24 protein-coding genes are annotated in these 24,882 nt (G+C 64.8%); 9 read left to right on the plus strand and 15 right to left on the minus strand.

Annotated elements, in window-relative coordinates; translation table 11 throughout:
- Positions 1-77: 77 nt before the first annotated feature.
- From ACLL97_RS00905 to ACLL97_RS00935, 7 genes are all read right to left on the minus strand, one after another.
- Complete coding sequence (locus tag ACLL97_RS00905; RefSeq protein WP_411278590.1) at positions 78-1,148, minus strand: lyase; 1,071 nt, start codon at positions 1,146-1,148, stop codon at positions 78-80.
- Positions 1,145-2,767, minus strand: a complete 1,623-nt coding sequence (locus ACLL97_RS00910; RefSeq protein WP_411278591.1) for an ATP-binding protein — start codon at positions 2,765-2,767, stop codon at positions 1,145-1,147. Before ACLL97_RS00910 ends, ACLL97_RS00905 begins: the two co-directional genes overlap by 4 nt.
- On the minus strand, positions 2,764-3,444 hold the full coding sequence (locus ACLL97_RS00915) for a response regulator (RefSeq protein WP_411278592.1): 681 nt from the start codon (positions 3,442-3,444) through the stop codon (positions 2,764-2,766). The genes ACLL97_RS00910 and ACLL97_RS00915 overlap by 4 nt, the downstream gene beginning before the upstream one ends.
- 245 nt (positions 3,445-3,689) lie before the next feature.
- A complete protein-coding gene (locus ACLL97_RS00920) occupies positions 3,690-4,871 on the minus strand; it encodes a UvrB/UvrC motif-containing protein (protein ID WP_411278593.1) in 1,182 nt (393 codons plus the stop codon).
- Between the two features lie 50 nt (positions 4,872-4,921).
- Positions 4,922-6,514, minus strand: coding sequence for a cryptochrome/photolyase family protein (locus ACLL97_RS00925; RefSeq protein ID WP_411278594.1), 1,593 nt, complete (start codon positions 6,512-6,514; stop codon positions 4,922-4,924).
- A gap of 284 nt (positions 6,515-6,798) precedes the next feature.
- Entirely contained in the window at positions 6,799-7,230 is a 432-nt protein-coding gene (locus tag ACLL97_RS00930) for a DUF6524 family protein (RefSeq protein ID WP_411278595.1), read from the minus strand.
- Positions 7,223-7,738 carry a hypothetical protein gene (locus ACLL97_RS00935; protein ID WP_411278596.1) on the minus strand — a complete coding sequence of 172 codons (516 nt, stop codon included), beginning with the start codon at positions 7,736-7,738 and terminating at the stop codon, positions 7,223-7,225. Before ACLL97_RS00935 ends, ACLL97_RS00930 begins: the two co-directional genes overlap by 8 nt.
- A 58-nt stretch (positions 7,739-7,796) precedes the next feature.
- Here ACLL97_RS00935 and ACLL97_RS00940 point away from each other — a divergent pair, with 58 nt between their 5' ends.
- A complete protein-coding gene (locus tag ACLL97_RS00940; protein WP_411278597.1) occupies positions 7,797-8,450 on the plus strand; it encodes a DUF4126 domain-containing protein in 654 nt (217 codons plus the stop codon).
- Positions 8,451-8,463: 13 nt separating this feature from the next.
- On the opposite strand, the gene ACLL97_RS00945 is transcribed toward ACLL97_RS00940, so the two are convergent.
- Together ACLL97_RS00945 and ACLL97_RS00950 are read right to left on the minus strand one after the other, a co-directional pair.
- Entirely contained in the window at positions 8,464-8,739 is a 276-nt protein-coding gene (locus tag ACLL97_RS00945) for an anti-sigma factor family protein (protein WP_411278598.1), read from the minus strand.
- A gap of 5 nt (positions 8,740-8,744) precedes the next feature.
- Positions 8,745-9,365: a sigma-70 family RNA polymerase sigma factor gene (locus ACLL97_RS00950; protein ID WP_411278599.1), complete on the minus strand. Its 621-nt coding sequence runs from the start codon at positions 9,363-9,365 to the stop codon at positions 8,745-8,747.
- 241 nt (positions 9,366-9,606) lie between these two features.
- Between ACLL97_RS00950 and ACLL97_RS00955 the strand changes: the two genes are divergently transcribed.
- Both ACLL97_RS00955 and ACLL97_RS00960 read left to right on the plus strand, forming a co-directional pair.
- Positions 9,607-10,323 carry a cytochrome b/b6 domain-containing protein gene (locus ACLL97_RS00955; RefSeq protein ID WP_411278600.1) on the plus strand — a complete coding sequence of 239 codons (717 nt, stop codon included), beginning with the start codon at positions 9,607-9,609 and terminating at the stop codon, positions 10,321-10,323.
- On the plus strand, positions 10,320-11,039 hold the full coding sequence (locus ACLL97_RS00960; protein ID WP_411278601.1) for a molybdopterin-dependent oxidoreductase: 720 nt from the start codon (positions 10,320-10,322) through the stop codon (positions 11,037-11,039). Before ACLL97_RS00955 ends, ACLL97_RS00960 begins: the two co-directional genes overlap by 4 nt.
- On the opposite strand, the gene ACLL97_RS00965 is transcribed toward ACLL97_RS00960, so the two are convergent.
- Genes ACLL97_RS00965 through ACLL97_RS00975 form a run of 3 tightly spaced genes read right to left on the minus strand, consistent with a single transcriptional unit; the run spans position 11,040 to position 14,796 of the window.
- Positions 11,040-11,987 (minus strand): DUF1080 domain-containing protein, encoded by a 948-nt coding sequence (locus ACLL97_RS00965; protein WP_411278602.1) that lies wholly within the window; start codon positions 11,985-11,987, stop codon positions 11,040-11,042.
- Positions 11,984-12,469, minus strand: coding sequence for a (2Fe-2S)-binding protein (locus ACLL97_RS00970; protein WP_411278603.1), 486 nt, complete (start codon positions 12,467-12,469; stop codon positions 11,984-11,986). Before ACLL97_RS00970 ends, ACLL97_RS00965 begins: the two co-directional genes overlap by 4 nt.
- Positions 12,466-14,796: a molybdopterin cofactor-binding domain-containing protein gene (locus ACLL97_RS00975; protein ID WP_411278604.1), complete on the minus strand. Its 2,331-nt coding sequence runs from the start codon at positions 14,794-14,796 to the stop codon at positions 12,466-12,468. The genes ACLL97_RS00970 and ACLL97_RS00975 overlap by 4 nt, the downstream gene beginning before the upstream one ends.
- A gap of 97 nt (positions 14,797-14,893) precedes the next feature.
- Between ACLL97_RS00975 and ACLL97_RS00980 the strand changes: the two genes are divergently transcribed.
- A complete protein-coding gene (locus ACLL97_RS00980) occupies positions 14,894-15,274 on the plus strand; it encodes a hypothetical protein (protein WP_411278605.1) in 381 nt (126 codons plus the stop codon).
- A 16-nt stretch (positions 15,275-15,290) separates the two neighbouring features.
- On the opposite strand, the gene ACLL97_RS00985 is transcribed toward ACLL97_RS00980, so the two are convergent.
- Positions 15,291-16,865 carry a protein adenylyltransferase SelO gene (locus ACLL97_RS00985; protein WP_411278606.1) on the minus strand — a complete coding sequence of 525 codons (1,575 nt, stop codon included), beginning with the start codon at positions 16,863-16,865 and terminating at the stop codon, positions 15,291-15,293.
- A gap of 84 nt (positions 16,866-16,949) precedes the next feature.
- On the opposite strand from ACLL97_RS00985, the gene msrB reads away from it, so the two are divergent.
- The 4 genes from msrB (at position 16,950) to ACLL97_RS01005 (ending at position 22,395) form a co-directional block, all read left to right on the plus strand.
- Positions 16,950-17,393, plus strand: coding sequence for a peptide-methionine (R)-S-oxide reductase MsrB (msrB, locus tag ACLL97_RS00990; RefSeq protein WP_411278607.1), 444 nt, complete (start codon positions 16,950-16,952; stop codon positions 17,391-17,393).
- Positions 17,390-17,887, plus strand: a complete 498-nt coding sequence (msrA, locus tag ACLL97_RS00995; protein ID WP_411278608.1) for a peptide-methionine (S)-S-oxide reductase MsrA — start codon at positions 17,390-17,392, stop codon at positions 17,885-17,887. The genes msrB and msrA overlap by 4 nt, the downstream gene beginning before the upstream one ends.
- Positions 17,888-18,142: 255 nt before the next feature.
- A complete protein-coding gene (locus tag ACLL97_RS01000) occupies positions 18,143-18,727 on the plus strand; it encodes a hypothetical protein (RefSeq protein WP_411278609.1) in 585 nt (194 codons plus the stop codon).
- Between the two features lie 83 nt (positions 18,728-18,810).
- A complete protein-coding gene (locus ACLL97_RS01005; RefSeq protein ID WP_411278610.1) occupies positions 18,811-22,395 on the plus strand; it encodes a WD40/YVTN/BNR-like repeat-containing protein in 3,585 nt (1,194 codons plus the stop codon).
- 90 nt (positions 22,396-22,485) lie between these two features.
- Here the strand turns inward: ACLL97_RS01005 and ACLL97_RS01010 are convergent, their stop codons facing one another.
- Positions 22,486-22,869 carry a Rid family detoxifying hydrolase gene (locus ACLL97_RS01010; protein ID WP_411278611.1) on the minus strand — a complete coding sequence of 128 codons (384 nt, stop codon included), beginning with the start codon at positions 22,867-22,869 and terminating at the stop codon, positions 22,486-22,488.
- A 174-nt stretch (positions 22,870-23,043) separates the two neighbouring features.
- On the opposite strand from ACLL97_RS01010, the gene ACLL97_RS01015 reads away from it, so the two are divergent.
- Entirely contained in the window at positions 23,044-24,747 is a 1,704-nt protein-coding gene (locus ACLL97_RS01015; protein ID WP_411278612.1) for an HDOD domain-containing protein, read from the plus strand.
- A 14-nt stretch (positions 24,748-24,761) separates the two neighbouring features.
- On the opposite strand, the gene ACLL97_RS01020 is transcribed toward ACLL97_RS01015, so the two are convergent.
- On the minus strand, positions 24,762-24,866 hold the full coding sequence (locus tag ACLL97_RS01020; protein ID WP_411278613.1) for a hypothetical protein: 105 nt from the start codon (positions 24,864-24,866) through the stop codon (positions 24,762-24,764).
- Between the last annotated feature and the right edge of the window lie 16 nt (positions 24,867-24,882).

Genomic DNA, 24,882 nt, shown 5'->3' on the forward strand with positions numbered 1-24,882 from the left:
CGAGTTCCTTCGCGTCTCTTCGCGTTCTCCGCCCGAACGTTGTTGCTTTTGTTGTTGCTTTTGTTGTTGCTTCGATCTCAACCGATCGGCTTACGATCCGACGGCGGAAGCACGGCGCGGCCGATCGTGCCTTGGTCGCTGCCGAACCAGATAGTGCGGGTGTTTTTGTCGAATACCATGTGTCGTACTGTATTCGGAGCGGCTTGGCCGATGTTGGTGGGCGTCGTGAACGTGTTGGTGCGCGGATCAAAGCCGACCAGTCGGTTCGGCTGTCTACCCGTTTCCACGAACCACAGACGATCAGCATCGTCGACCGTCATGGCGTATGGGAGTGAGGTCGTGCCGCCGGGCATGGGCCAGTCCTTGACGGCACCGCTGACCGGATCGAGGCGACCCAGATAGCCGCGAGAATAGTCCACATACCAGACCGCGCCGTCGGTGGTGAGAGCGATGCGGCGTCCACGTGCGCGCTCGTCGGGCAACAGATACTCGCGCACGCGCATACTGGTCGGATCGATCGTGCCGATCTTGTTCACGCCGAACAGGTTGAACCACGGGCGGCCCTTCGCGTCAATCGAAATGCCGTACGGGCGTGCGCGTGGCGTGGTCATCTTCACGATCGTCACCGTGCCCGTCTTCTTTACGAGATGACCGACCATGTTGCTGTTCTGCAGCGTGAACCAAAGGTTGCCCCGCTGGTCGAAGGCGATGGTATGCGGATCCTTGGCGTCGGGATCGGGCATTGGGTAGCGCGTGATCGCGCCGGTCGTGCCGTCAATTTTGCCGATCATACCGTTGCGATTGCCGGTATACCACGCATCGCCGTCCTTGTCGACCGACACCGTGTGCGGAAACGTACCCGCGTCGATCTCGAGCTTGGTGAACGCACCGCTCTTCGGATCGAGGCGCGCCACGTAGTTACCCTCCTGACCCACGAACCACACGCGACCCTGCGCATCGAGCGATGGGTCGCGGGGACGGGTGGCGGCCCACGGCACGCTCCACTCGGTCACTGCCGTAGTGTCCGCCGCGCGCTGCTGGGCTCGAACCGTCGCGGGGGCAATGATTGCGCCGGCGATGGCGGTGACGAGCGCCAGGCCGAGCGATCGGCAGACCATTCGTGTGGTATCGCTGAATCGGACGTTCATGCGAGCTCTCCAGAGGCGGAAGCCGATCGTGGCAGCGACACACGAAAACACGCGCCGCTGGTCAGCTCTGTTGACGGATGCAGAGCAATATGTCCGCCGTGCGCGTGGGCGATAGCCTGCGCGATCGCGAGGCCGAGTCCGGCACCGCCGCTGCCGTGCCCGTTTTCGTCGCTAGCGAGTCGAGACGAGGCGCCGTGGACGAAGCGCTCGAACACCCGATCGCGCAAGGCGGACGGTACGCCGGACCCCTCGTCTTCTACGTCGATCTGTACGAGCTGATCAGTGACATCCACGCGCACGCGCACCGTGCTGGATGTCGGCGCATGCTTGAGTGCGTTGTCGAGCAGATTGAGCATGAGGCGGTGCAGCAGCACGCTGTCGCCATGCATGCGCAGACCATCGGTCGCGGCTGTTTCGTTGAGCTGTAGCGTCACTCCCCGCGATTCTGCCAGCGACCGCACGCTGCGGGCGGCCGTCGCCACCAGTTCGGCGATCGCGACCTCGCGATGCTCACCGATCGGACTGCCCGCATCAACGCGCGCCAGCAGGAAGAGATCATCCACGATGCGCGACAGACGCACCGACTCCTGCTGAATAACCTGCAATGCCTCGCGGTACTCCGCTTCATCGCGGGTGCTGCGACGCAACGTGACGTCGGCCTCGCCGCGGATGATTGCGATCGGTGTGCGCAATTCGTGCGAGGCATCAGCGACGAACTGGCGCTGCGTGCTAAACGCATCGCCCACACGCCCCAGCAATCCGTTCACGATGTGAGCGAGCCGACCAAGCTCGTCGTGCGGATTCACAACCTGCAAGCGATCGCTGAGATTGGCCGCAGTGATGCTGGCGGTGCGGGTCGTCATCGCGTCGAGCGGCGCGAGACTTCGGCGCGCCAGCGCGTAGCCGGTGATCACCGACGCCAGCAGCGCCAGCGGAATGGCCAGCAACAGCGTGTTCCGCACCGCTCGGAGCAGCAGCCGATCCGCTTCGAGCGAGTGCAGCACTGCGACCAACAACGGCGGCTCACCGGGATCCTGCGCCATCGGTGCCAGACGCGTAACGCCGGCGCGCCACTTGACGCCGCGCAGGCGAATCGTGCCGACGGCGACCTGGCGCTCATCGGCTACCTCGGCCGCGCGCGTTTGCACGACGTCGCGCAACAGCGTACGCACTTCGTCGGGGAGGAGCACCGCCTCGTCGATGGTGTTGATCGTCGTGCGCGACGGTCCGGGCTGTCGAGCCGCCATCAGCTGCGTGCCTTCGTCAGCAATGAAGACTTCGAGATCGCCCACCCGCAGTTCGCGCAACACGGCCTGTTCGGTTTCGCCACGCACCGCTTCGACATCGCCGCGGGCGTACGCCGCGGCGCGTTCGGCACGAATGGCACCAGCGACCACACGGGCCGACTCACGGACCGCAGCGTCGGTATGCAGTTGCAGCGTGGTCGTCAGCGTGGCCCAACCCGCCAATGCAAACGCCCCGAGGACGAGGGCAAGCACACTGGCGTTCCAGAGCGTGAGGCGCATCCGAATGGAGAGACGCATCACGCTGGTCGTCACGCTATCGGTCAGCCCAACAGTCGCGCCAGCGGTCGCGCCCGTGCGTTCGCCCGTGCTCACGTAGGGACGATGTCGGACAGCATGTAGCCGGCACCGCGACGGGTATGAATGAGCGGCGGCCACGGCGCGCGATCGACCTTGCCACGCAGGCGATTTACGTACACTTCGACGGCGTTGGTGAACGAATCGTGGTTGTCATCCCAGACGTGCGCGACGATGTCGGCACGCGATACGATGGTACCGACGCGGCGCGCGAGCAGTTCTAGCAGCGCGAACTCCTTGGCGGTCAACGCGATCGGGACACCGGCGCGCGACACCGCGTGCGACTGCAGGTCGATCTCGCAATCGCCCACGCGTACCTGCATAGCTTGCAGAGCTTCCGGTCTCCGCATCAGGGCCCGCAATCGGGCGAGCAACTCGCCGAAATCGAACGGTTTCGTGAGATAGTCGTCGGCTCCGTGATCGAGACCGGCGATGCGATCGGCGACGGCGTCGCGCGACGTGAGCATGAGCACGGGTGTGCGCACGTTGCGGGCGCGCAGCGTGGCCACGACGCCGAAACCGTCGATGCCGGGTAGCATGACGTCGAGGACGATTGCGTCGTATGTATTCACGACGGCTTGGATAATGGCGTCCGTGCCATTCTCGCACACATCCACGGCGTACGCCTCCTCGCGAAGTCCACGGGCGATCAGCCGCGCGAGGCGGGGATCATCTTCAACGACAAGCAAGCGCATGAGCACCGGGACGAATGGGAGGGACGGCGCAACGGCGAGTCCAACGGCAAGTCTAACGGCAGCGAGCGGTCGTTAATCCTGGTGAAAGGTGCCCACCTGTAGTCTGACGGTGTCTCATCGTTTCGCGCACCCAGGGGCGGGACCCGAAGCAAGCGAACGGTGGACAACGCGGCGTGCCCGAGGAGACTCGGGCACGTTGTGTTTTGGTGGGTAACGGCGCTATCCCTCGCTGAGACTGGAGGCAATCAGGTCGGTGATTCCTTCGGCCGTCGAATGGCCACTTTGGTACGGGCCTTTTCCTTGGGGCGGCGCCGAAACCAGCTGGCTACGAGGTAAAACTCGTCAAGGTCATGAGTCGGGATATCGGCGCCTGAGGGATCTGGTCCGGTGAACACTTTGGCGACGAGCTCGCGAAAGGCTGCGCGCTCCTCGGCGGTGATCGGAGCCGGCACTTCGGCGCGCACCGTGCCGCGTCGCACCAGATAGACCCATTCCTGCTCGTCGGGTCCCACCGCGTGATAGCGAAAGGTGAGACGATCCACGTTGGCGTGGAAGTGTTGCACCCGTTCGTGCAGCCAGCTCACTAATGCCAGTCGATCGCGGATCACGGCCGCTCGTTCGAAGGCGAGCTGTTCGGCCGCGTGGTGCATGGCCAACTCGAGAGTGCGTACCGGCGCGTCGCTCTGGCCGTCGAGAAAGGAGCGCACCGCCACCGCGGCGTCTCGATATGGCTGCGCGGCGCCTGCACCGATACATGGACCGGCACAGGTCCCGATCTCCTGGCGCAAACAGCCGGGCGCCCGCGTACGGCTCGCACCACGACGCGGCTGTGACGCGGGGTCGTCGTCGAACCAGAGCGTGCTGCCGCGACTGGCCGCGCTGCCGGTGATGCGTACCACGTCATCATGCACGCAGTCGCGCAGGCCGGTGCCTTCGGCCAGCGCTCGCACCGCGTCGCGGAGCTGGGCCACGCGACGGAACGGCCCGAACAGCGCAATCGCGCCCGGATCGTCGGAGCGGGCCACCACGCGCAGACCCGGAACACTCCCACCGGTGAGCGCCACGTAGGCGCGCGGCCATTCGTCCTGCACCATCATCGCGTTGAAGTGCGGGCGATGTTGCTTGATGAGCCGCAGCTCGCGGAGCAAGGCGCCGAACTCGGTGTTGGTGTACTCCCACTCGATCTGAAACGCATGACGCAGAATGCGCGCGCCCTTGTGGCGTCCCTTGGCGCGGAAGTACGACAGCAGTCGCGTGCGCAACAGGCGAGACTGCCCGACGTAGATCACCACACCGGTCGGCCCGAGCATGCGATACACGCCGGGTCGATTCTCGCATCCTTCACGCACCAACGCGCGCAGTTGTCTGCGATGCGCCGGTGGCGATTGCGGCGGTCGAGCGTGCAGGCGTACGGCGGGGTCCGGCATGCGATGAAAGCTACGGGGCGCGACGCCCGTTCAGCAACGCGCCCCCGTTGCTACGACGTAGCGGCGGGCCGTGCGAACGCGCTGTCGTACTCAAGCCCTTGGCGAAACGCGGCCGCTTGCGCGCGAATCTGCACCAGCTCCGACTCGGCGATGTTCTTCACGTGCACGAACATCATGCGCATGCGCGGATGATTGCCGAAGCGCGCCTGATGCGACGCCAGAAAGTCCCAGTACAGCACATTCACGGGACAGGCATCGGGACCGGTGCGCTGCTTCACGTCGTATCGACAGCCACCGCAATAGTTGCTCATGCGGTTGATGTACGCGCCCGACGCCACGTACGGTTTGGACGCGAGTGCGCCACCGTCACCCCAGGTGCCCATGCCGACCACGTTGGGGAGCTCGACCCACTCGTAGGCGTCGGTAAAGGCACTCCAGTACCAGCGCGCGAGCGCAGCCGGTTCGACGCCGAGTAGGGTGGCGATGTTGCACTGCACCATCAGGCGGGCGATGTGATGCACGCGTCCGTGATCGCGCACCTGCCGGATGGTATCGGCGAGGCAGCGCATCTCACAGGCCGCCGCCGTGCGCTGCGAGTCGTCGTAGGCTTCGCCATCAGGGGCCCAGAACCAGCGCGGCAGCTCGCGTGTGGCGTTGAGCGCGTTGGCGGTGCGCAGTCCGGGCATGAGGTGCCAATACATGCCGCGGATGTATTCGCGCCAGCCGAGGATCTGTCGGATAAAGCCTTCGGCCGACGCGATGGGGACGTGTCCGGCACGCCACGCGGCTTCGGCCTTTCGCACGCATTCGAGCGGATGCAACAGCCCGACGTTGAGAATCGACGAGAGTGTAGAGTGCAGCAGATCGGGGGCGCCGTGCACCAGGGCGTCCTCATAGGGGCCGAACTCGGGAAGCCGTTCGGCAACGAACCGATCGAGCCAAACCTTGGCGTCAACGCGGGTAACGGGGAGGGCGAAGCGGTCCACGCTGCCCCAGCGATTTCGCCACGTGCGCACGCGCGCCATCTGGGTGCGCGTAAGCTGGTCGGGCTCCACCCGCCACACGTCGGGTGCGGGGCGGCCCTTAGGCCATGGCTTCCGATTGTCGGCGTCGAAATTCCACTGGCCGCCCGAAGGCGTGCCGTCGGCTTCCATCAACACGCCGTGCTTCCGGCGCATTTCGCGATAGAAGAACTCCATTCGGTGCTCTTTGCGCCCGCGAGCCCAAGTGGCGAACTCCTCGCGGGTGGCCAGAAAGCCGCGGTCCTCGCGCAGCACCAGCGAGCGGGCATCGGCTTCGAGCAGCGTGCGGGCGCGATCGAGTTCGTCGACCATATCCTGCTCGCGGCCTTCGGTGGCCACGACCTTGCCGGTACGGAACTCAGCGGCGGCGGCCGCGATTCCTTCGGCGTAACTGGGCGCTTGGCGATACGCGACCCGGTACCCCGCGGCCTCGAGCGAGACGGCGAAGTGCTGCATGGAGGACAGCAGCAGGACCAGTTTCTGGCGGTGCCACGGGAGAGCGTTGCCCTTCGCGACCGATTCGAGGAAGAGGACGACGACGTCGTCGCGGGGAGCGCGCGGGATGTTGGCGACGGCGCGCGAACATTCCCAGGGGGCGACGAAGGCGAGGGTGGTCGGCATGCTTGCAAAACAGGGCGGAATGGGATCGGTGTTCCCTTCGTGAGAACGGAGCAACGGGCTGTGGGTTGTCGGCTCCCGAGGCTGGGGGCTGTTGGGCTCTCGGCTATCTGCCATGGGCCGTCGGCCGTGGGCCGTGGGTGACCGCTGTTATCAGACTTCTGGTGCTAACTCACGGCCCACGGCCCACGGCCATGGCCGTCAGCGGTCAGTCCAACAGCCCCCAGCCTCGGGAGCCGACAGCCCACAGCAAGAGCCCAGCGCCCAGCTTGCCCCTCCCACAGCGCTCAGTCCGTTTGGTCCATATCGACCTGTCCACTCATCGCCTTCGATACATGCGACCAGCTCATCCCGACCGCCAACAGCACGGCGGTGCAGAGCAGCACGACGTACGAAATGCCGCGAGCCGATCCCGCGCTCACGATGCCGAAGTCGAGCAGGATCCACACCAGTGCCCCCGAGATCGCGATCACGAGGGCGGCTCCACCTATTCCGATCGAGCGACGGGTGGCGTTGAGAAACACTCCCCATCCGCCGAGCAGTATGATTCCCACCAGAACTTTCACCGATACAGGACCAATGCTGCTGGTGTGTCCTAATAGTGGCGCTATTGCCCAGTGATAGAACGAGTATCCCTCGGGGTTGTAGGTGCCGAACACCAGCACGAGTGCGGCGATCAATCGTGCGGCGATGCCGGCGGGACCGGGTCCGTTAGCCATGTGCGGGGCGGGGAAAGAGACGCCTGAAAAGAGCACCGGCGCACCAGGCGGCGGTGATGAGGACGAGCAAAAACTTGATCGTGGCCGCCACTCCGGCGACCAGTGCCAGCGACGCCGATGCGCCTGTCACCAGCATGCGCCAGAGCAGCGCGTTCTCGAGCGCATCAAGCGGAATGCACACCAGCACCGCGGAGGCCAACCGTGCACCAACGCGCTGGACGTTCGACCCGTCGTCGAACCGCAGCAGCTGCACGAGGCTGCGGAGCATGAACGGATAGACCAGCAGGAACGCCACATCCACCCCAAGACTGACGAACGCGCTGTCGGTGACGCCCAGACTGCGCCAGACGCCCAGCATCTCGGCGGCGCGGACCCGCGTAAACGCCAGCTCGAAGCCGACGATCCCCCAGGGGGTGTCCGGCGACGTGAGTGCGCCGTCGATCAAGCGCAGCTGCACCATGAGCACCAGTGACAGCGTCGCCAGGAAGAACCAGCCGAATAACCGCATCGCACCAGAGTAGTGTGCGGACGTCGCGGGCGGAACGGCGCCGTGGTATCTCTCCTGTATGCGACCGGATGCGTTCCTCACGAGTGACGCCCTGCTGGGCGTGGCGATCGGCCTCGGTCTCGCGGCGGCCGCGGGGTTTCGGGTGTTTGTGCCGTTATTGGCGGCCGCGATTGCCGCCAAGACCGGAGTGCTGGAGCTCTCACCCGGGTTCGCTTGGCTGGCCACCACGCCGGCCCTCGCGGCTCTCGCCATCGCCACGCTGCTGGAGATCGGCGCGTATGCGGTACCCTGGATCGATCAGCTGCTCGACGTGGTCGCGACACCGACGGCGCTGCTCGCCGGCATGATTGCGGCGGCGTCGGTCGTGGTGGATGTGCCGCCGCTCGTGAAGTGGAGTGTGGTGCTGATTGCCGGTGGTGCGGCTGGCATTACACAGGGCGCTTCAGTCCTCACCCGCTTCAAGTCGACGACGCTCACCGGTGGTGTGGGCAATCCGGTGGTCTCCACCATGGAACTGATCGGCGCGGTGGTCACCAGCGTCCTCGCCATCTTCCTGCCGCTGGTCGCGTTGCTGGCCGTGGTGCTGATGCTCGTGCTGGTGACGCGAAAGGTGGGACGCTTGGCCTTCGGCCGCCGCGCGGCCCGCGCGATCACCCCGCCCAGCGGACCACCGGGCTCGGGGCCCCCGCGCATTCCCCGCGGTGGCCGGTAGCACCGCTCGCGCGCTACCTCACATGCAACGTCGACGAGAATCCTTCGCGCTGCAGCGCCGAGACCACCCGAGCTCGGAGCGCCGTCGCGTCCGCAACCTCGGCGCGACTGGCTGAGAGTGCACTGAGGAACGTGCGCGCGAACTGCATGTGCTCACTGCAGGCCGCGCATCGCTCCACATGCGCCGTCACTTCGGCCAGGCGAACAGCATCGAGTTCTCCGTCGAGATAGTCCCACAACCGCTGCACCGCGGTGCGGCAGTCAATCGGCTCGCTTTCGGCTCGTGTCATGGTGTTCATTGTTCGGGGCGGGGTGACGTGATGGAGACCGACTCGCGCGAGGGCCTCGTGGTGCCTGCTGCACCGGTGAATCCGAGATCGCGCGCATACTCGAACAGCTGTTCCTGCAATAGGCGCCGAGCACGAAACAGCCGTGATCGAATGGTGCCTACGGGAACTGCCGCGACCTGCGCCGCTTCTTCATAGGACATTCCCTCCACATCCACCAGCGTTACCGCCAGACGATACGGCGCGGCGAGTTGCTCGATTGCGTCGCGAATGGCCGGGCCGACGTCGATGCTGCATACGTAGGCATCGAGCCCCGAGCGCTGCGCGGCCACATGGCCCATCACCGCGCCCAGCGTTTCAAGCTCGGCGTCATCACCATCGCTGGAGAGCACCATGCGCTGCTCGCGCTCCTGAATGCGAAGGAAGGCGTGATGACAAATGGTGAACAGCCACCGACGTACGTCGGCACCTTGCTGAAATGACGCGTAGCCGCGATACGCGCGCAGGAATGTCTCCTGCACAAGATCATCCGCCGCGCTCTCACTGCGGGTGAGCGACCAGGCGAAACGCGCGACGTCAGGGAGGCAGGTCAGCGCGCCGTTCTCGAATTGTGCGTCGCGATCGCTCATGGAATCCAAGATGTCGACCGGCGCGACCGGCGTATCGGCAAACGTTTGCGAGCAGCGGCGTCGATCATCTGTTCGGTGCCCACGCCAACATACCCCACCCTGCCTACGCCGTCTAACGGCTGTTCCTCCGCGTAGGCGAGCTGCCGTTCGACGATTGGGGTGAGTTCCATGCTGTAGCTAGCCGCATGCGAAGTGAAGAGTTCCCGGGAACTGACAAGTGCCGTTGCGTCTACGTCTGGCCATGACCAACTCCCGGCGTCACCATCCTATCGCTCGCATCACGCATTGGGTCAGTGCACTCGCCCTGACCGTGATGGCGGCCTCCGGCATGCGGATCTTCAACGCGGCGCCGTTCTTCGCCCGCAAAGGCGATGCCCCGTTCGCCTGGTGGCCATGGGAGGGCACGCCGATTCCTGTCGTCCTCACGCTGGGCGGCTGGTTGGGCGGAGCGCGCCACTGGCACTTCGCCATGATGTGGTTGCTCGTCGCCAACGCGCTGGTGTATCTCGTGCATCTCTTCCGGCATGGACGGTGGCGCACGATCGTACCGCGGGTGAACGCCTGGCGCGACGCGATCGAGATGGTGCGCTTCTATCTGTATATCCGGAAAGACCATCCGGTGCAGGGCAAGCACAATGCGCTGCAGCAGTACGCCTACACCAGCATGTTGGTGATCGGTGCCGTGATGGTGACCAGCGGCATCGCGATCTGGAAACCGGTGTCGTTGTCGTGGCTCACCGCGCTCTACGGCGGCTACGCGCTCGCCCGGTGGTGGCACTTCGCAGCCATGCTCGCGCTCGCGCTATTGGTACTGGTGCACGTCATCATGGTGTTTACCGTCGACCCGTATGCGCTGCGCGCCATGACGACCGGTCGGTACGACGAGGATCGCTGGTCACCGGAAGCGCGCAACGCGCGACCGCTGTCGAATGTGCTGCCGAGGAGCAAGAAGCCATGACTGGCCCACAGGATCGTCGCATGTTTCTTCGGTTGCTCAGCCTCGGCATCTCCGCGCCGCTACTGGCGGCGTGCAACGCGCAAGGGACCCCCGGCATGCTCAAGCTGCTCGACCTGGTTGGGACCAAGAACGAGAAGCTCGAGCGATGGTTGCTGAGCCGCGCCGGCAACGACCGCGTGAAGTCGGGCGTGCGTGTGGCCGGGGAGCGATTCCCGAGCTATTTCATTTCCCCCAGCGTGCCCACGTGGGACCCGGCGGTGTCGGGGGCGTGGCAGCTGGTGGTCGATGGTGCGGTGCGTACTCCGCTCCGACTCGACGCCGCGCAGCTTCAGCGCCTGGCCACGCGTACGCAGCGGGTGAATCACTACTGCGTGGAGGGATGGACCGCCGCCGTGGAATTCCAGGGCGTGCCCATGTCCACCCTGGCGCGCTTGGCCCAGCCCACCGCTGATGCGGGTTTTGTCGACTTTTCGTCGTTCGACAAGGGATACCACGAAAGCTGGGACATCGAGAGCACGATGCATCCGCAAACGATGGTGGCCATCGCGAAAGACGGGACGCTGCTGTCACCGCGGTACGGTGCGCCGGCGCGGGTGCACTCTCCCGTGAAACTCGGCTACAAGAACACGAAGTATCTCACGCGCATCACGTTCATGCCGACCGCGAACGGCGGGTACTGGAGCGATCTCGGCTACGAGTGGTACGGCGGTACCTGATCACCGCACCGGCGTAATCACGATGTTGCGATACTCGACGGTGGTGTGATCGCCCTGCAGGTAGATCGGGCCGGGCGCGCCCTCATCGCTGTCGAGTGCGCCGCCGGTGATGCCGGGAATGATCTGGTCCGCGACTACGGTTTTGCCGTTCAACACCACCGTCACACGACGACCGATGAGCGTGATGTCGTACGTATTCCACACGCCAGGCCCGTTGGCCGCATTCTCGTTCGGCACGAGAAATCCGTACACACCACCGATGTGCGTCGAGTTCAGTTCAGCGTCGCTGACGTCCTCCACCTGCACCTCGTGACGACCACGCAAATAGACACCACTGTTCCCGTTCTTCGGATAGCGGAACTCGAGGTGCAACCTGAAATCGGTATATTTCGTATCGGTCATCATGTTGGCGCCAGGCTTGGTGTTGGTGAGAATCGCGCTCACCACCTTCCAGTTATTCGTGCCGCCGAACGATGTCCAGCCAGTGAGATCCGTTCCGTTGAAGAGCGTGACCGGCGCGCCCCACACAGCAGGCGCCGTGCGACGCAACGCCGGTGCGCGCCTGGCCGTAAACGCCTCGCGTTGCCCGCCAGACGTCACGATCGTGCCAGTGAGTCGGTCGTTGGCAACCGTCGCTTCAAGCGTCATGTCATTGTTCGCCGCATCCCACTGTGGCGGGATGGCGAAGCGCATGGTGTTCGCCGCATACGTGATTTTGGCGATGGGACGGGCACTGCCGCCGCCCGCCACGAAGCGACCCACCAGCGTGCGATTGCCAGACAACGACACTTCCACCCACGAGGGATACGGACCGTTCGCGCCCTGCACCGTGAGGTCCCATCGTCCGATCACGGGAGCGTTGGCTTGGGCGGCGGCGGTTGTGGTCGTGCTCACCACGAGCGCGGCAACGACGGCATACGAGACACGTAGGGTGCTGCTGTCCATCATGTCGATCCTTGAAGTGTTTTAGGGAGCGTGTCTGCGGCGCGATGGATGGCCGCGCGAATGCGTGGATAGGTGCCGCACCGACAGAGATTCGCCTGCATGGCGCGATCGATATCGGCGTCTGACGGCGATGCGTTCGCTTGCAGCAGCGCTACGGCCGACATCACTTGTCCCGACTGACAGTACCCGCACTGCGGCACGTCAAGCGCGGCCCAGCTCCCTTGCACGGCCTCGGCCACCGGTCCGCTGATGCCTTCGATCGTGGTAATCGCCTTGCCGCTCGCGGCCGACACTGGCGTGACACACGACGGCACGGGTGCCCCATCGATATGCACCATGCAGGCGCCGCACACGGCCATTCCGCAACCGAACTTGGTACCGGGCAACCCCAGCGACTGGCGCAATACCCACAGCAACGGAGTGTCAGCATCGACCGTCACCGTAGCGGACGTTCCGTTTACGAGCAGCGAAATGGGATTCATCATGATGCAGCCTCGACCGGCATGCGCAGTGGCAGGGAGCGCAAGCGCGTGCCGGTCAGCGTGAACAGGGCGTTCGCCACGGCTGGCGCGATCGGTGGCAACCCCGGCTCGCCGATCCCCGACGGTACGTCGAGACTCGGCACGATATGCACTTCAATCACCGGGCACTCGTCGATGCGCAATAGACGATAGTCGTGAAAGTTCGACTGGCGCGGCATGCCACCGTCCACCACGAGTTCGCCATTCAGGGCAGCCGAGAGTCCGTCGATGATGCCGCTCTCGAGCTGCTGCGCAATGATGTTGGGATTTACCGGCAGTCCGCAGTCCACCGCGGCGACCACGCGATGCACGCGAATGCGTCCGTTGGCGGCTACCGATACCTCGGCCACTTCGGCCACGATCGAGCCGAAGCCCGCATGCAGGGCGATGCCGCGCGCGCGCGGGCGGCCGTCGGCGGCATTGTCCATCGGTTCTCCCCATCCGCTCTTGGCAACGGCGAGTTGCAGCACGCGTAACGCGCGTGGGTGCGATTGTAGCAGCGCCGCGCGATACGCCGCAGGATCCTGCTTGGCGGAGGCAGCGAGTTCGTCGATGAAACTCTCGACAAAGAACGCCTGATGCGAATGCCCGACACTGCGCCACGAGCCCACGGGAATCGCACTCTCGGTCTCACTGTGCGACGCATGCAGGGCCGGAAACGCGTAGGGTTGATCCCACGTCCCCTCCGACGAGGTACGATCGGGCCCCCACTGCGTGAGCAAAAACCCTACGCGCTTACTGTACGCTTTGAACGGCGCTTGTCCCGCTGAATGGGCCACGAATGCTGTGACCCGTCCCTCCGCGTCGAGCGCAGCACGGAGTCGCGAGACCGTGGCGGGACGATAGAAGTCGTGTCGCATGTCGTCTTCGCGAGACCAGATCAATTGCACTGGTACATCGGGAACGGACTTTGCGAGCGCGGCCGCGATCGCGGCCGCTTGCGCGATATAGTCCACCTCGAGTCGTCGACCGAAGCCGCCACCGAGAATGTGTTGATGCACCGTGACCTGCTCGTCGTCGAGACCGAGCACGTGCGCCACGGCAGCACGCGCATAGCCCGGCACCTGTGTTCCGGTCCACAGTTCGGCATGACCGTTCGACAGCCGCACGGTGGCGTTCATCGGCTCCATCGTGGCGTGCGCCAGGAACGGCGCTTCGTACGTGGCGTCAAGCGTACGAGTGGATGACGCGAGCGCGTCCTTCGCGCCACCGTAGAAGCGGATCGGTATGCCGTCGTCGTTACGTACGGTGTGGCGAATGTCCTGCATCACGGTGACCGTCGACACCGCGATTGTGCCGCCGGGAGCGTTTGCTGCGGCCACGGCTGCCGATTCGGTCGCGGCCAACGCACTCACCGCCTTGCGCGCCTGCCACCACGACTCGGCCACGACCGCCAGCGCCGGCGGGTCGCCGTACGTGCTACCGGGAAGCGACATCACGGCGCGCACGCCGGGCATGGTGCGACCCTGCTGCATCTGCGCCGCGGATACCGACGGCGCAGTGGAGGTACCAAAGGGGCTCATCACGACTGCCGCGTACAGCATGTTGGGCAGCGAGACATCGATACCGAACGTCGCAGTGCCGTTCGATTTCGCGGCGGAATCGAGACGCGGCATCGGCGTGCCGAGCAGTGTGAAGTCAGCGGCGGCCTTAAGCGTGATCATCGTGGGGCGATGCAGCACCGCGAGCGACGCGACTTCCCCGAAGCGCAGCCGACGACCGTCGCTGCTGATGATGGCGCCCTGTTCGGCACGACAGGTCGACTCCGCCACGCCCCACGTCGCGGCCGCCGCGGCAATGAGGGACATGCGCGCCGAGGCACCCGCTTCACGCATGGGCATCCAGCAGTCGCGGACGCTCGACGACCCACCGGTCATCATGACGCCGAGCTCGCGAGCGGTCTTGGCCATGATCCAGCGAATACCGCGCACCAATGTACCGTCGGCTTCAGGAGCGAACGGCAGACCCTCCACTAGCGCCGAGACATTGCCGTAGATCTTGTCGATCGGACTGTGCACCACGCGCACTCGGGCCCAGTCGCACGCAAGTTCCTCAGCCATGAGCATCGCCAACGCGGTGTGAGTGCCCTGACCCATCTCAGCCTTGGGGAGCACCACGGTGATGGTATCATCGGGGGCGATGGTGAGCCAGCCATTGAGTGCGACAGTCTTACCGTCGGTGTCGGGGAGCGTGCGTCCGACCAGCCGCTGGCGAGGCGGAAGCAGCGCCCACCCCAGGAACAGGGCTCCGCCCGTGCCCAGTCCGGCCAGCAGAAAGGTGCGGCGTTTCATATTCTCATCGGCTCCGCGTCATATTGTTCTGAAGATGCGGCACGAACCCCTCGCCGACTACTCCCCGCCTTCCTACGCCCGATCGTTCATGTCTCACGTGACCCGCACTCTCTTGGCTCTGACCACGATCGGTTGCCTGGCCTGCGGTGAGAAGCCCGCCAAGGTCGCCCGGGCGCAAACGCTCGGACCGGAAGACATGCAGCTCGTGTCGTCGGACAAGAGTTTTGCCTTGGAGTTGATCGGCGATTCCGTACATGTGTACATGCCGGGTAGCCGGGTCAGCGTGCCGTCCACATACATCGAGAACATGAAGTACGCCGAGGGGCGACTGCGGTTCGACATCCGCGGACTCGGCGTGCGGATCTTCGAGGTGGGTGATGGCACCGAGCAGGGTGCCGCCATCAGCCAGCAGGAAGCGCTGATGTTCATGTCCGGCGTGACGCGCAATCAGGCCAAGCAGGAGAACGCGGGGAGGTAAGGAGTCCGCGCGGTCATTACGAACTGCAACTCAACATCGAACACCCCGCCTTCACCCGCGCCCACTCCGGCCGTCGCGCGGCAAAGTGCGCGTACTCCGGCTGCTCGTCGTATGGGCGGCGCATGACTTCCAGCAATGTGTGCACGAGTGACGTGTCGCCGTCGGTGGCGGCGTCGATCGCCTGCTGTGCGAGATAGTTGCGCAGCACGTAGCGCGGGTTTACGCCGTGCATCGCGGCACGTCGCTCGTGTGCGCTTCGACCGTGCTGCTGCACCAATTCGTGCCAGCGACGTAACCACGCGTTGAGTGCCTCGGTCTTGGCAGCGCGCTTTGCGTCGTCGTAGAAGACATCTCCCAACACACTGATGGGACTCTTCGCAGGCAGCATATCGCCGATGTCGCCGAGGGCACGGAAGAAGAGCGTGTAGTCCACCTCGGCCTCGTACAACAGCGCGAATCCCTCGCGTACCAGCAGCAGCTCGGTGTCGCCACGCGTAACGAAGCCGAACTTGGCGGCGTTCATTGCGTCGTACTCGGTCAGGTACACCTCGCCGAATCGCTCGAGTGCGCTTTGCAGGGCGTCGGCAGAATCGAACAGCGGTGCGATGGCTTCGGCGAGTCGCACGAGATTCCACTGCGCGATCGCCGGCTGTTGTCCGAAGCGATAGCGTCGATTGCCGGCGTCGGTGGTGTTCGGCGTCCACGTGGGATCAAAGTTGTCGAGCCATCCGTACGGACCGTAGTCGATGGTGAGCCCCAGAATCGACATGTTGTCGGTGTTCATCACGCCATGCACGAAACCCACCCGCATCCAGTGCACGATCATGTGCGCGGTACGCACGGCCACTTCGGCAAACCAGGCGACGCGGCGTTCGGTGGTGTCGGCAATACCGGCCAGCGCTGGGAAGTCGCGGGCAATCGTGAAATCGACGAGCTGTGCCAGCAGAGCGAGGTCGTCACGCGCCGCGAGAATTTCGAAGTTGCCGAAGCGAATAAACGAGGGCGCCACGCGACAGACCACTGCGCCCGGTTCCGGCGCCGCGTTGCCGTCGTAGAACATGTCTCGCACCACGCTGTCACCGGTGGTCACGAGCGAGAGGGCGCGGGTGGTCGGCACGCCGAGGTGATGCATCGCTTCGCTGCAGAGGAACTCGCGAATCGACGAGCGCAGCACGGCGCGGCCATCGGCGGTACGCGAGTACGGTGTGGGACCGGCGCCCTTGAGCTGCAGTTCCCACCGCTCGCCGACGGCGTTCACCACTTCCCCCAGTGACATCGCCCGCCCGTCGCCCAGTTGCCCGGCCCAATTGCCGAACTGATGACCGCCGTAGCAGGCGGCGTACGGGGCCATTCCGGGGAGGAGCTCGTTCCCCCCGAATACCCGAGCGAAAGTCGGCGATTGCACGTCGTGCTCGGCGAGGCCCACCATCGCCGACACCTCGTGTGCGTGGGCCCGCAGGCGGGGATCGGACACGGGGGTCGGGGCGACCGCGCTCCAGGCGGCGCCGGTTACCTGCCGACGCCGATTCGACCGGTCCGGGTCTCCCGGCAGTTCGTTCACGAAGCGATTGTCGAAGCGGAGAGTCTGCACCTGCGTAAGATAGGGAAACGCGCGGGTTCCTGGCACTCGGATGGTGGGCACTCCGGGCGCCGATTCTGCGTATATCCTGTACTTATGTCTGACTACATCAAGCCTCCTGCAGACGAGCTGGCTCGGGCGCTTACGCGCGAGCAGTTCAACGTGACCCAGCAGTCGGGAACCGAGCCGCCCTTTCGCAATGAATTCTGGGATCACCACGAAGACGGCATCTACGTCGATATCGTCAGTGGTGAGCCGTTGTTTTCGTCGCTCGACAAGTTCGACTCCGGCTGCGGCTGGCCGAGCTTTACCAAGCCGGTGGCGCCGCAGGTGCTGGAGAAGGAAGACCGCACACACGGCATGCGTCGCGTGGAAGTGCGGTCAAAAAATGCCGACTCGCACCTCGGGCATGTATTTCCTGACGGGCCCAGCGACGCCGGTGGGCTCCGCTACTGCATCAACTCAGCGTCATTGCGCTTCATTCCGCTCGAGCAGCTCGAAGCGGAAGGGTATGGCGAGTTCCGCCGGTTGTTCGCGTGAGTGCGAAAGAGACCGAGGTCGCGATTCTGGCCGGTGGATGCTTCTGGGGCGTGGAAGAAATTCTGCGCGTCCTGCCCGGCGTGCTCGACACCGATGTGGGCTACACCGGCGGCTGGCTCGAGCACCCGGTGTACGACGACACACATGACAGCGCGTCGGGGCACGCCGAAGCGGTGCGCATCGTGTTCGATCCCACGGTGCTGAGCTTTGAATCGCTGATCGAAAACTGGTTCTTCCGACTGCACGATCCGACCACGTTGAACCGACAGGGCAACGACGTGGGCACGCAGTATCGCTCGGCGATCTTCTACACCACGCCGCAGCAACGAGACACCGCGGAGCTGGTGAAGGCGCGGGTGGCACAGTCGGGGTTTTGGAAGCGGCCGATCACGACCGAGATTACGCCGGAGGCTACGTGGTGGACGGCCGAAGGCGAGCATCAGGATTTCCTGCAGAAGAATCCGTACGGGTACAACTGCCATTACATGCGCTAAGCGCTACGCGCGAGCAGCAACCGCTGGAACACGGAAGGAGCGGATTGCGCGGAAAAGCACAGATAAACAACAGGGTGCCGTTTGCTTATCCGTGCAGTTCTGTGTTATTCACCGGCTCCGTGTGCCAGCTGTCTGTTTTAGTGTACGCGTCACCGGCTGGGCATGGACGGCACGGAACGGACTCGCCACATTAGCCCACCTTCGATCGATTGGGCAACCGCTGCGATGTTCGTGGCTAGCGAGGCAACAGGACCGATGACTCCAGATACTCCCCGTCTCAGCGACCTCCGGCTTGATGATCACGCGTCGCCGCGGCGACTTGCCCGCTGGATCGCGCTGTTGGGCGTCACCGATGCGCCTATTCCACGCGAGAACGTGCGATTCTCGCTGGCGTTCTTCGAGCGCACCATGCGCGGGCTGCCGGTGGGGCACGCCATGGGATTCCTGAAAGCGATGGATCTCTCGAAACCCGTGTCGGGCTATCCGATTCGCATCGGCGCGAAGGTCATCGCCTTTCGCTTTCCCTCCGAAGCGGAGTTCAAGTTGTTCTATACGCTCTCCGGTGGCTCGCCGTATGAGAGCGGCATCCTGCCCGACGGCCGGCAGTGCGTCCAGTTCCGCGCTCGCGCCACCGGGGAGGCGTTGCACAGCTATACCACCGGCGCCACAGACCACTGGTCGCGCTACGACGCACTGCCGCCGGGCAGCGCCTGGCATCGTCAGACCTCGGTATCGCCGCAGCTAGGCGAGATCGGCTTTCTGGTTCGAGGCGGCGGGCCACAGCTGCTGATTCCCAACGCGTGGTCAATGCTGGACGTCATCGTGCCCGGCACGCGCTGAAGACGGGAGACAGCGTTTATCGCACGCTTCACGTTAGCCCGATAGTTCGCTTGTCCGTTCCCCTTCACCCGCTGATTCTCTTCATGTCCAGGACATCACGCCCAGGCGCCGCTTCGCTGGCGGCGCTTACGCTCCTGTGTGCACCGGTCGTCGCCCGCGCCCAGAACGCGATGACGGCTACGTCCGCTGCCACGTCCGCTGCCACGTCCGCTGCCACGTCCGCTGCCACGTCCGCTGCCACGTCCGCTGCCACGTCCGCTGCCACGCCCGTAGCGAAGGAATTCGACAGGCTGCACTTCCGATCGATCGGACCGGCTACGATGTCAGGTCGCATCTCCGATCTCGCCATCTACGAGGCGAATCCAGCCATCTGGTACGTCGGTTCGGCCCACGGCGGCGTGTGGAAGACCACCAGCAACGGCGCGATCTTCACGCCGCTGTTTCAGGATCAGGGACTGATCGCGATCGGAGATGTGGCCGTGTCGCAGAGCAACCCCGATCTGGTGTGGGTGGGCACCGGCGAGTCGAACAATCGCCAGAGCACGTCGTGGGGTGGCGGCATCTACAAGTCGACCGACGGTGGAAAGACGTTCGCGATGATGGGACTGCCGCAGTCCAAGCACATCAATCGCATCGTCATGCATCCCACCAACAACGACGTGGTGCTGGTGGCGGCGACGGGGCCGCTGTTCGGTCCAGGCGGCGAGCGTGGTGTGTACAAGACCACCGACGGCGGCAAGAGCTGGAAGCAGGTGCTCACGGTGGACGGCGAAACGGGTGCGAACGAACTCGTGATGTCGGCGACCGATCCGAACATCATGTTCGCCTCCACCTATCAGCGTCGTCGCACGGCCTGCTGCATGAACGGCGGTGGCCCCGGCAGTGCACTGTGGAAGTCGACGGATGGTGGCGAGACGTGGGCCAAAGTGACCGGTACGGGCTTTCCAACCGGACCGCTGGGGCGTATCGCGGTGGACGTATTCCGTCAAAGTGCGAACATCGTGTACGCCACGGTGGAAGGCCCGGCGCCAAGTGCGCAGCGGGCGGCGGCTGCCACGGAGAACATGGAAGGGACACCGGCAGTTCCGGCGGCGCGCGGTGTGGTGGCCGGCGTGTCGGGGCTGTACAAGTCGACCGATGGCGGCGCGACGTGGACCAAGCAGAGCAACACCAATGCGCGTCCGATGTATTTCAGTCAACTGCGCATCGATCCGGTGAATCCGGAGCGGATCTACATGGGCGGTGTGGGCCTGCATCTCTCGGTGGATGGCGGACGCACGTTCGAAACCGATGCGGCGCTGGTGACGCACGACGACGTACACGGTATCTGGATCAATCCGAAGAATCCCGATCATGTGATCATCGGCAACGACGGTGGTCTGGCCACGTCGTACGACATGAGCCGCACATGGCAGTTCATCGAGAACGTGCCCGTGGGTTTGTTCTACCACGTGGGCTTCGACATGGAGACGCCGTACAACGTGTGCGGCGGCATGCAGGACAATTACAACTGGTGTGGACCCAGCGCGTCGCGCATGAACCGCGGCATCTTCAACTACGACTGGTTCCAGATTCTTGGTGGTGACGGCTTTGTGGCTATTCCCGACCTGCGTGACTCGCGCATCGTGTACACCGAGTCGCAGGACGGCAACATGGTCCGTCGCAATAAGATCACCGGGGAGTCGAAGTCGATCCGCCCCACCACGCAGAACGTGGTGAATGCCACGGCGGGAGAGGCGTATCGCTTCCATTGGGACACGCCGCTCATGCTTTCACCGAACGATCCTGGTGTGCTGCTGGCGGCGGCCAATCGCGTGTTCCGCAGCACCGACCGCGGTGATTCGTGGACGGCGATCAGCCCCGACCTCACCAAGAACGAGAAGCGCGACAGCATCGTGACCATGGGCCTCAAGGGCAGCGACATTGCGATCTCACGCCACGACGGCATCTCGCAATGGCCCACCATCGTGGCGCTGGCGGAGTCGCCGAAGCAGAAGGGCGTGTACTACACCGGCACCGACGACGGTACGGTGAGCATGTCGAAGGACAACGGGGCCACGTGGCAGAATATCACGAAGAACCTGCCGGGCTTTCCGGCTGGTCATGCCGTCGTGTCGGAAGTGGTTCCGTCGCGCTTCGAGTCGGGCACGGTGTACGTCACGGTCGACAATCACCGCCTGAATGACTACGAGCCATACATCTGGGTGAGCACCGACTTCGGCGCGACGTTCAAGGCGCTTGCGGCCACGCTCAAGGGAGAAGTGGTGCGCACGCTTACCGAGGACACGCGCAATCCCGACGTGCTCTACATCGGTACCGAAACGGGGATCTTCCTCACGCTCGATCGCGGCAAGTCGTGGAAGCGCTTGAAGGCGAATTTCCCGACGGTGCGTGTGGACGAACTCACGATTCATCCGCGTGACAACGCGCTACTGGTAGCCACGCACGGTCGCGCGCTCTGGATCCTCGATCACCTCGAGCCGATCCAGGAGTTCAACGCGACACAGAAGGCCGACGCCACGCTGTTTACGCCAGGTCTATCGCTGCAGTGGAAAGCCAAGGACGACCGCAATGACGAATTCTGGGGACATCAGTTCTTCACCGGTGAGAACCCGCCCACGGAAACGGTGTTGCAGCTGCACCTCAAGAAGACGGTCCCGACCCCGATGTTGCGCATCAGTGATGCCAGCGGCGTGGTGGTGCGCGAATTGGCCGTTCCGGCGGCGAAGAACGTGGCCGGCATCCAGACGGTGTGCTGGGATCAGCGCGTGGAGCCGATCGGTGACGCGATACCGTCTGGCGGTGCCCCGTCTGGCGGTGCCCCGGCTGGCGGTGCCCCGGCTGGCGGTGCCCTGTCTGGCGGTGCCCCGGCTGGCGGTGCCCCGGGCGGCGGCGTCCCGGGCGGTGGTGGCATCGGCGGTGGGTTGCGTGGCCCGATCGCCGGCATGCCGACGCCGTTACCGACGATCGGCTATCTGCCGGAGAACCCGTGCGCGGCCGCCGGCGCGGTGGGCGGCGCTGGCGGTGGTGGGTTTGGTCGAGGCGGTGGCAGCACCACTCAGGGTCCGCTGGTGCTGCCGGGCACGTACGCGGTGGCGCTGGTGGTCGACGGCCGGCCGGTGGAATCGAAGACGCTCACCATCGTGATGGACCCGCTGGTGCAGCTCACGCAGGCGCAGCGCGTAGCCTACAACATGCTGGCCACCGAGCTGCATACGGCTCAACAGGCCGGAGCGGCGGCGGCGGCTCCCATGACCATCCTGCTTGCCGACGTACGGAAGGTGGCGGCCAAGATGGATTCCACGCCTACTCTCGCCGACAGCGTGAAGACCCAGTTCGCGGCTTTCCGCAAAGACTTCGACGCGGTGCGCGCCAAGCTCGGCGTGGGTGCGCCGGCCGGCGGATTCGGCGGACCTGGAGCCGGCGGTGGCTTCGGGGCGGGCTTCGGCGGTAATGACGCCAACGTTCTGGCGCGTTTGGGCGCAGTGAAGAGCGGCCTATTGGGCGTGTGGGAAACGCCGAGCGAGGCGGTGCAGAAGCAGGCCACCGCGGCCAAAGCGGCCGTCGAAGCGGCGGTAGCGGAGTCGAAGACGTTCATGACTCGGGCTCGCACGATCAGCGTGATGCTGGCGGCCAACGGCATCGTGTTGACGGTGCCAGCGAACTAACAGTTCGGCTCCGAACGGATGGTATTCACGAGGGGCCGATCCACCGTGAACCGGCCCTCGTGATGTACGGACAAACCGCGCTGCCACGTCCTACGCGCGCTTGGCCACCAGCTCGATCTCCACCTGCGCGTTCAGTGGCAAGCCGGCCACGGCTACCGTGGTGCGGGCCGGGAACGGGGCCGAGAAGCGGGTGGTGTAGGCCGCATTCATCGCGACAAAGTTTGCCATGTCGGTGAGGTACACGTTGCACTTGATCACGTCGTCCATGGTCAGACCAGCGTCTTCCACCACCGCCTGCAGGTTGTCGAACACGCGGTGCGTCTGCGCCGTCACGTCGCCGTCGATCAGCGTGGACGTGGCCGGGTCGATGGGCGTTTGGCCAGAGCAATACAGCAGGTCGCCGGCCCAGACGGCATGCGAGTACGGGCCGATGGCGGCAGGACCGCGCGGACTGAAGGCTGCGGAGCGGGGCATGGGAGATCGGGAGGGTGGTGATATCGCAGAATTGACGTGGTGCGGCGATGCCAGATTGTATCAACGGGCGCAAGACCGATCGACGAGGTGCCGAGACTTCGGGTGATGCCAGCTAACGCCCAGCACTTGCAAATCGCCCTCGCAGACCCTGACGAATCGCCCGTCCGTGCGCGGATGAGCCGTATCCTCGAGGGCAGCGACTTCCCGGCGTTGTCGAAGCAGATCATCGAAACGATCTCCACGCTGGATGACGACGCCAGCTCGCTGCAGCGCCTGGCCAACGTCGTGCTGCGCGAGTACAGCCTCACGCTGAGTGTGGTGCGCACGGCCAACAGCGCGCACTATCGCCGGTCCGGACGGTCAATTCAAAGCGCGACCCACGCGATGATGATGCTGGGCGCCAAGACGGTGCGTCAGCTGGCCAGCAGTTTGTTGCTGTTCGAGAACTTCCATCGCCGCTCGCCGGCCTTGAAGGAGCTGATGCTGCAGTCGCTGCTGACCGCGAATCACGCGCGCGAAGTGGCGAACAAGCTGGGCATGCAGGAACCCGAGGAAGCGCACCTGTGCGGCATGTTCCGCAACCTGGGCGAAGTGCTGATCGCGTGTCACTTCGGTGAAGACTATGCACGCATCCAGACGATGATGCACGACGAGGGCAAGTCGGAGACGGGCGCCATCAAGGCGGTACTTGGGTTCGCGTATGCCGATCTGGGCGCCGAGGTGTCGCGGCATTGGGGCATGCCGGAAACGGTGGTGCAGGGGATGCGCGCGCGAGCGTCCACGTCGGTGTCGTTGTCGGCGGCGGTCACGGCGTTCAGTCACGATCTCACCGCGGCGCTGTACCGTCAGGATCACGCCCCTGATGGCGCGGGGGTGGCGTTGGAAGCGGTGATCGAACAGCACAGCGCGAAGATCAAGCTCAGTCGCGAGCATGTGCGCGAAGTGATTGCGTCGGCGCTGAACGAAACGCGCGAACTGTTTTCGAGCTTGCACATTCCCAGCGATCGTCAGCGCTTCAAAGAACTGTCCGAATCCGCACGCGCAGTGATTGGAGTCGCATCGGTGGAAACCGGCGAGTGGATGGCCGCCACGCCGGCGACGAGCGAAGACGATGTGCTGGAGCTGCGCGATCGCTTGCGTCAGGAGCTTGAAAGTGCAGCGGATGCCTCTTCAGGAACCGCGCTCAGTGACGTGCTCTTGCTGGGCCTGGAAGCGGCGCTGCGCGGCGGTCCGTTCGATCGTGTCATCGTGTGCATTCTCGATGCCGATCGTGGGCGACTGGTGGCGCGCTCTGGTCTTGGCGACGGCATCGAAGCGCTGCTGCCGCACTTCGACTTCCCGATGAATGTTCGCGGTGGTCCGGTCGTGACTGCGACGCAGCAGCGCGCGCCCCTCTATCTGCCCAACGACCGCTCCATGAACGCCATCGAAGCCCGGTGGGCCGGCACGCTGCGGGTGGCGCAGTTCGGCGTGTTCCCGATCGTGGTGGCGGGAAAGATCGTGGGGTGTCTGTATGTGGATCGCGCGATGGACGGCACGATGGCCGCCATCACGCCGGATCGCGCGACGCTGCGGTACGTAAAATTGCTCAGTGACATTGTGGTCACGGCGATCGCTGCGCGCCGGCGGTTGTCGGGGGTGAACGCCGCGGTTGCGCCCGTGCGGCATACGCCGGCGCGTGTAGTGCCAGCAGCGCCGATTGCGGCGCTGGTTGCGGCGCCTGGTCCACGGTCAGGAGCGGACCGCGTGGCGCTGGTGCTGCAGCTGTTGCAAGGTGCGTCGAGTGCGTCGGTGTCGCAGGAAAGTGGCGTGCCGGTGGCGCAGCTGGAAGCATGGCGGGGGGAAGTGCTCGCGGCGGCGGCGGCGCGATTGCAGTAGGAAAGCCCCAGAACCTACCGCCCGCCCTTGTACCGCCGTGCCGCCAGCACCCCGGCAATGAACCCACCCAAGTGTGATTGCCAGCTGATCCCCACCTGTCCCGGCGCAATACCGAGCACTAACCCGCCCCACAGC

The organism is Gemmatimonas sp., assembly GCF_046594945.1.
Taxonomy (GTDB): Bacteria; Gemmatimonadota; Gemmatimonadetes; order Gemmatimonadales; family Gemmatimonadaceae; genus Gemmatimonas.

Coding starts and splice junctions, on each gene's coding strand:
- ACLL97_RS00905 (WP_411278590.1), bottom strand. CDS start 1,148: ATGAACGTCCGATTCAGCGATACCACACGAATGGTCTGCCGATCGCTC.
- ACLL97_RS00915 (WP_411278592.1), bottom strand. CDS start 3,444: ATGCGCTTGCTTGTCGTTGAAGATGATCCCCGCCTCGCGCGGCTGATC.
- ACLL97_RS00920 (WP_411278593.1), bottom strand. CDS start 4,871: ATGCCGGACCCCGCCGTACGCCTGCACGCTCGACCGCCGCAATCGCCA.
- ACLL97_RS00925 (WP_411278594.1), bottom strand. CDS start 6,514: ATGCCGACCACCCTCGCCTTCGTCGCCCCCTGGGAATGTTCGCGCGCC.
- ACLL97_RS00930 (WP_411278595.1), bottom strand. CDS start 7,230: ATGGCTAACGGACCCGGTCCCGCCGGCATCGCCGCACGATTGATCGCC.
- ACLL97_RS00935 (WP_411278596.1), bottom strand. CDS start 7,738: ATGCGGTTATTCGGCTGGTTCTTCCTGGCGACGCTGTCACTGGTGCTC.
- ACLL97_RS00940 (WP_411278597.1), top strand. CDS start 7,797: ATGCGACCGGATGCGTTCCTCACGAGTGACGCCCTGCTGGGCGTGGCG.
- ACLL97_RS00945 (WP_411278598.1), bottom strand. CDS start 8,739: ATGACACGAGCCGAAAGCGAGCCGATTGACTGCCGCACCGCGGTGCAG.
- ACLL97_RS00950 (WP_411278599.1), bottom strand. CDS start 9,365: ATGAGCGATCGCGACGCACAATTCGAGAACGGCGCGCTGACCTGCCTC.
- ACLL97_RS00955 (WP_411278600.1), top strand. CDS start 9,607: ATGACCAACTCCCGGCGTCACCATCCTATCGCTCGCATCACGCATTGG.
- ACLL97_RS00960 (WP_411278601.1), top strand. CDS start 10,320: ATGACTGGCCCACAGGATCGTCGCATGTTTCTTCGGTTGCTCAGCCTC.
- ACLL97_RS00965 (WP_411278602.1), bottom strand. CDS start 11,987: ATGATGGACAGCAGCACCCTACGTGTCTCGTATGCCGTCGTTGCCGCG.
- ACLL97_RS00970 (WP_411278603.1), bottom strand. CDS start 12,469: ATGATGAATCCCATTTCGCTGCTCGTAAACGGAACGTCCGCTACGGTG.
- ACLL97_RS00975 (WP_411278604.1), bottom strand. CDS start 14,796: ATGAAACGCCGCACCTTTCTGCTGGCCGGACTGGGCACGGGCGGAGCC.
- msrB (WP_411278607.1), top strand. CDS start 16,950: ATGTCTGACTACATCAAGCCTCCTGCAGACGAGCTGGCTCGGGCGCTT.
- ACLL97_RS01000 (WP_411278609.1), top strand. CDS start 18,143: ATGACTCCAGATACTCCCCGTCTCAGCGACCTCCGGCTTGATGATCAC.
- ACLL97_RS01005 (WP_411278610.1), top strand. CDS start 18,811: ATGTCCAGGACATCACGCCCAGGCGCCGCTTCGCTGGCGGCGCTTACG.
- ACLL97_RS01010 (WP_411278611.1), bottom strand. CDS start 22,869: ATGCCCCGCTCCGCAGCCTTCAGTCCGCGCGGTCCTGCCGCCATCGGC.
- ACLL97_RS01015 (WP_411278612.1), top strand. CDS start 23,044: ATGAGCCGTATCCTCGAGGGCAGCGACTTCCCGGCGTTGTCGAAGCAG.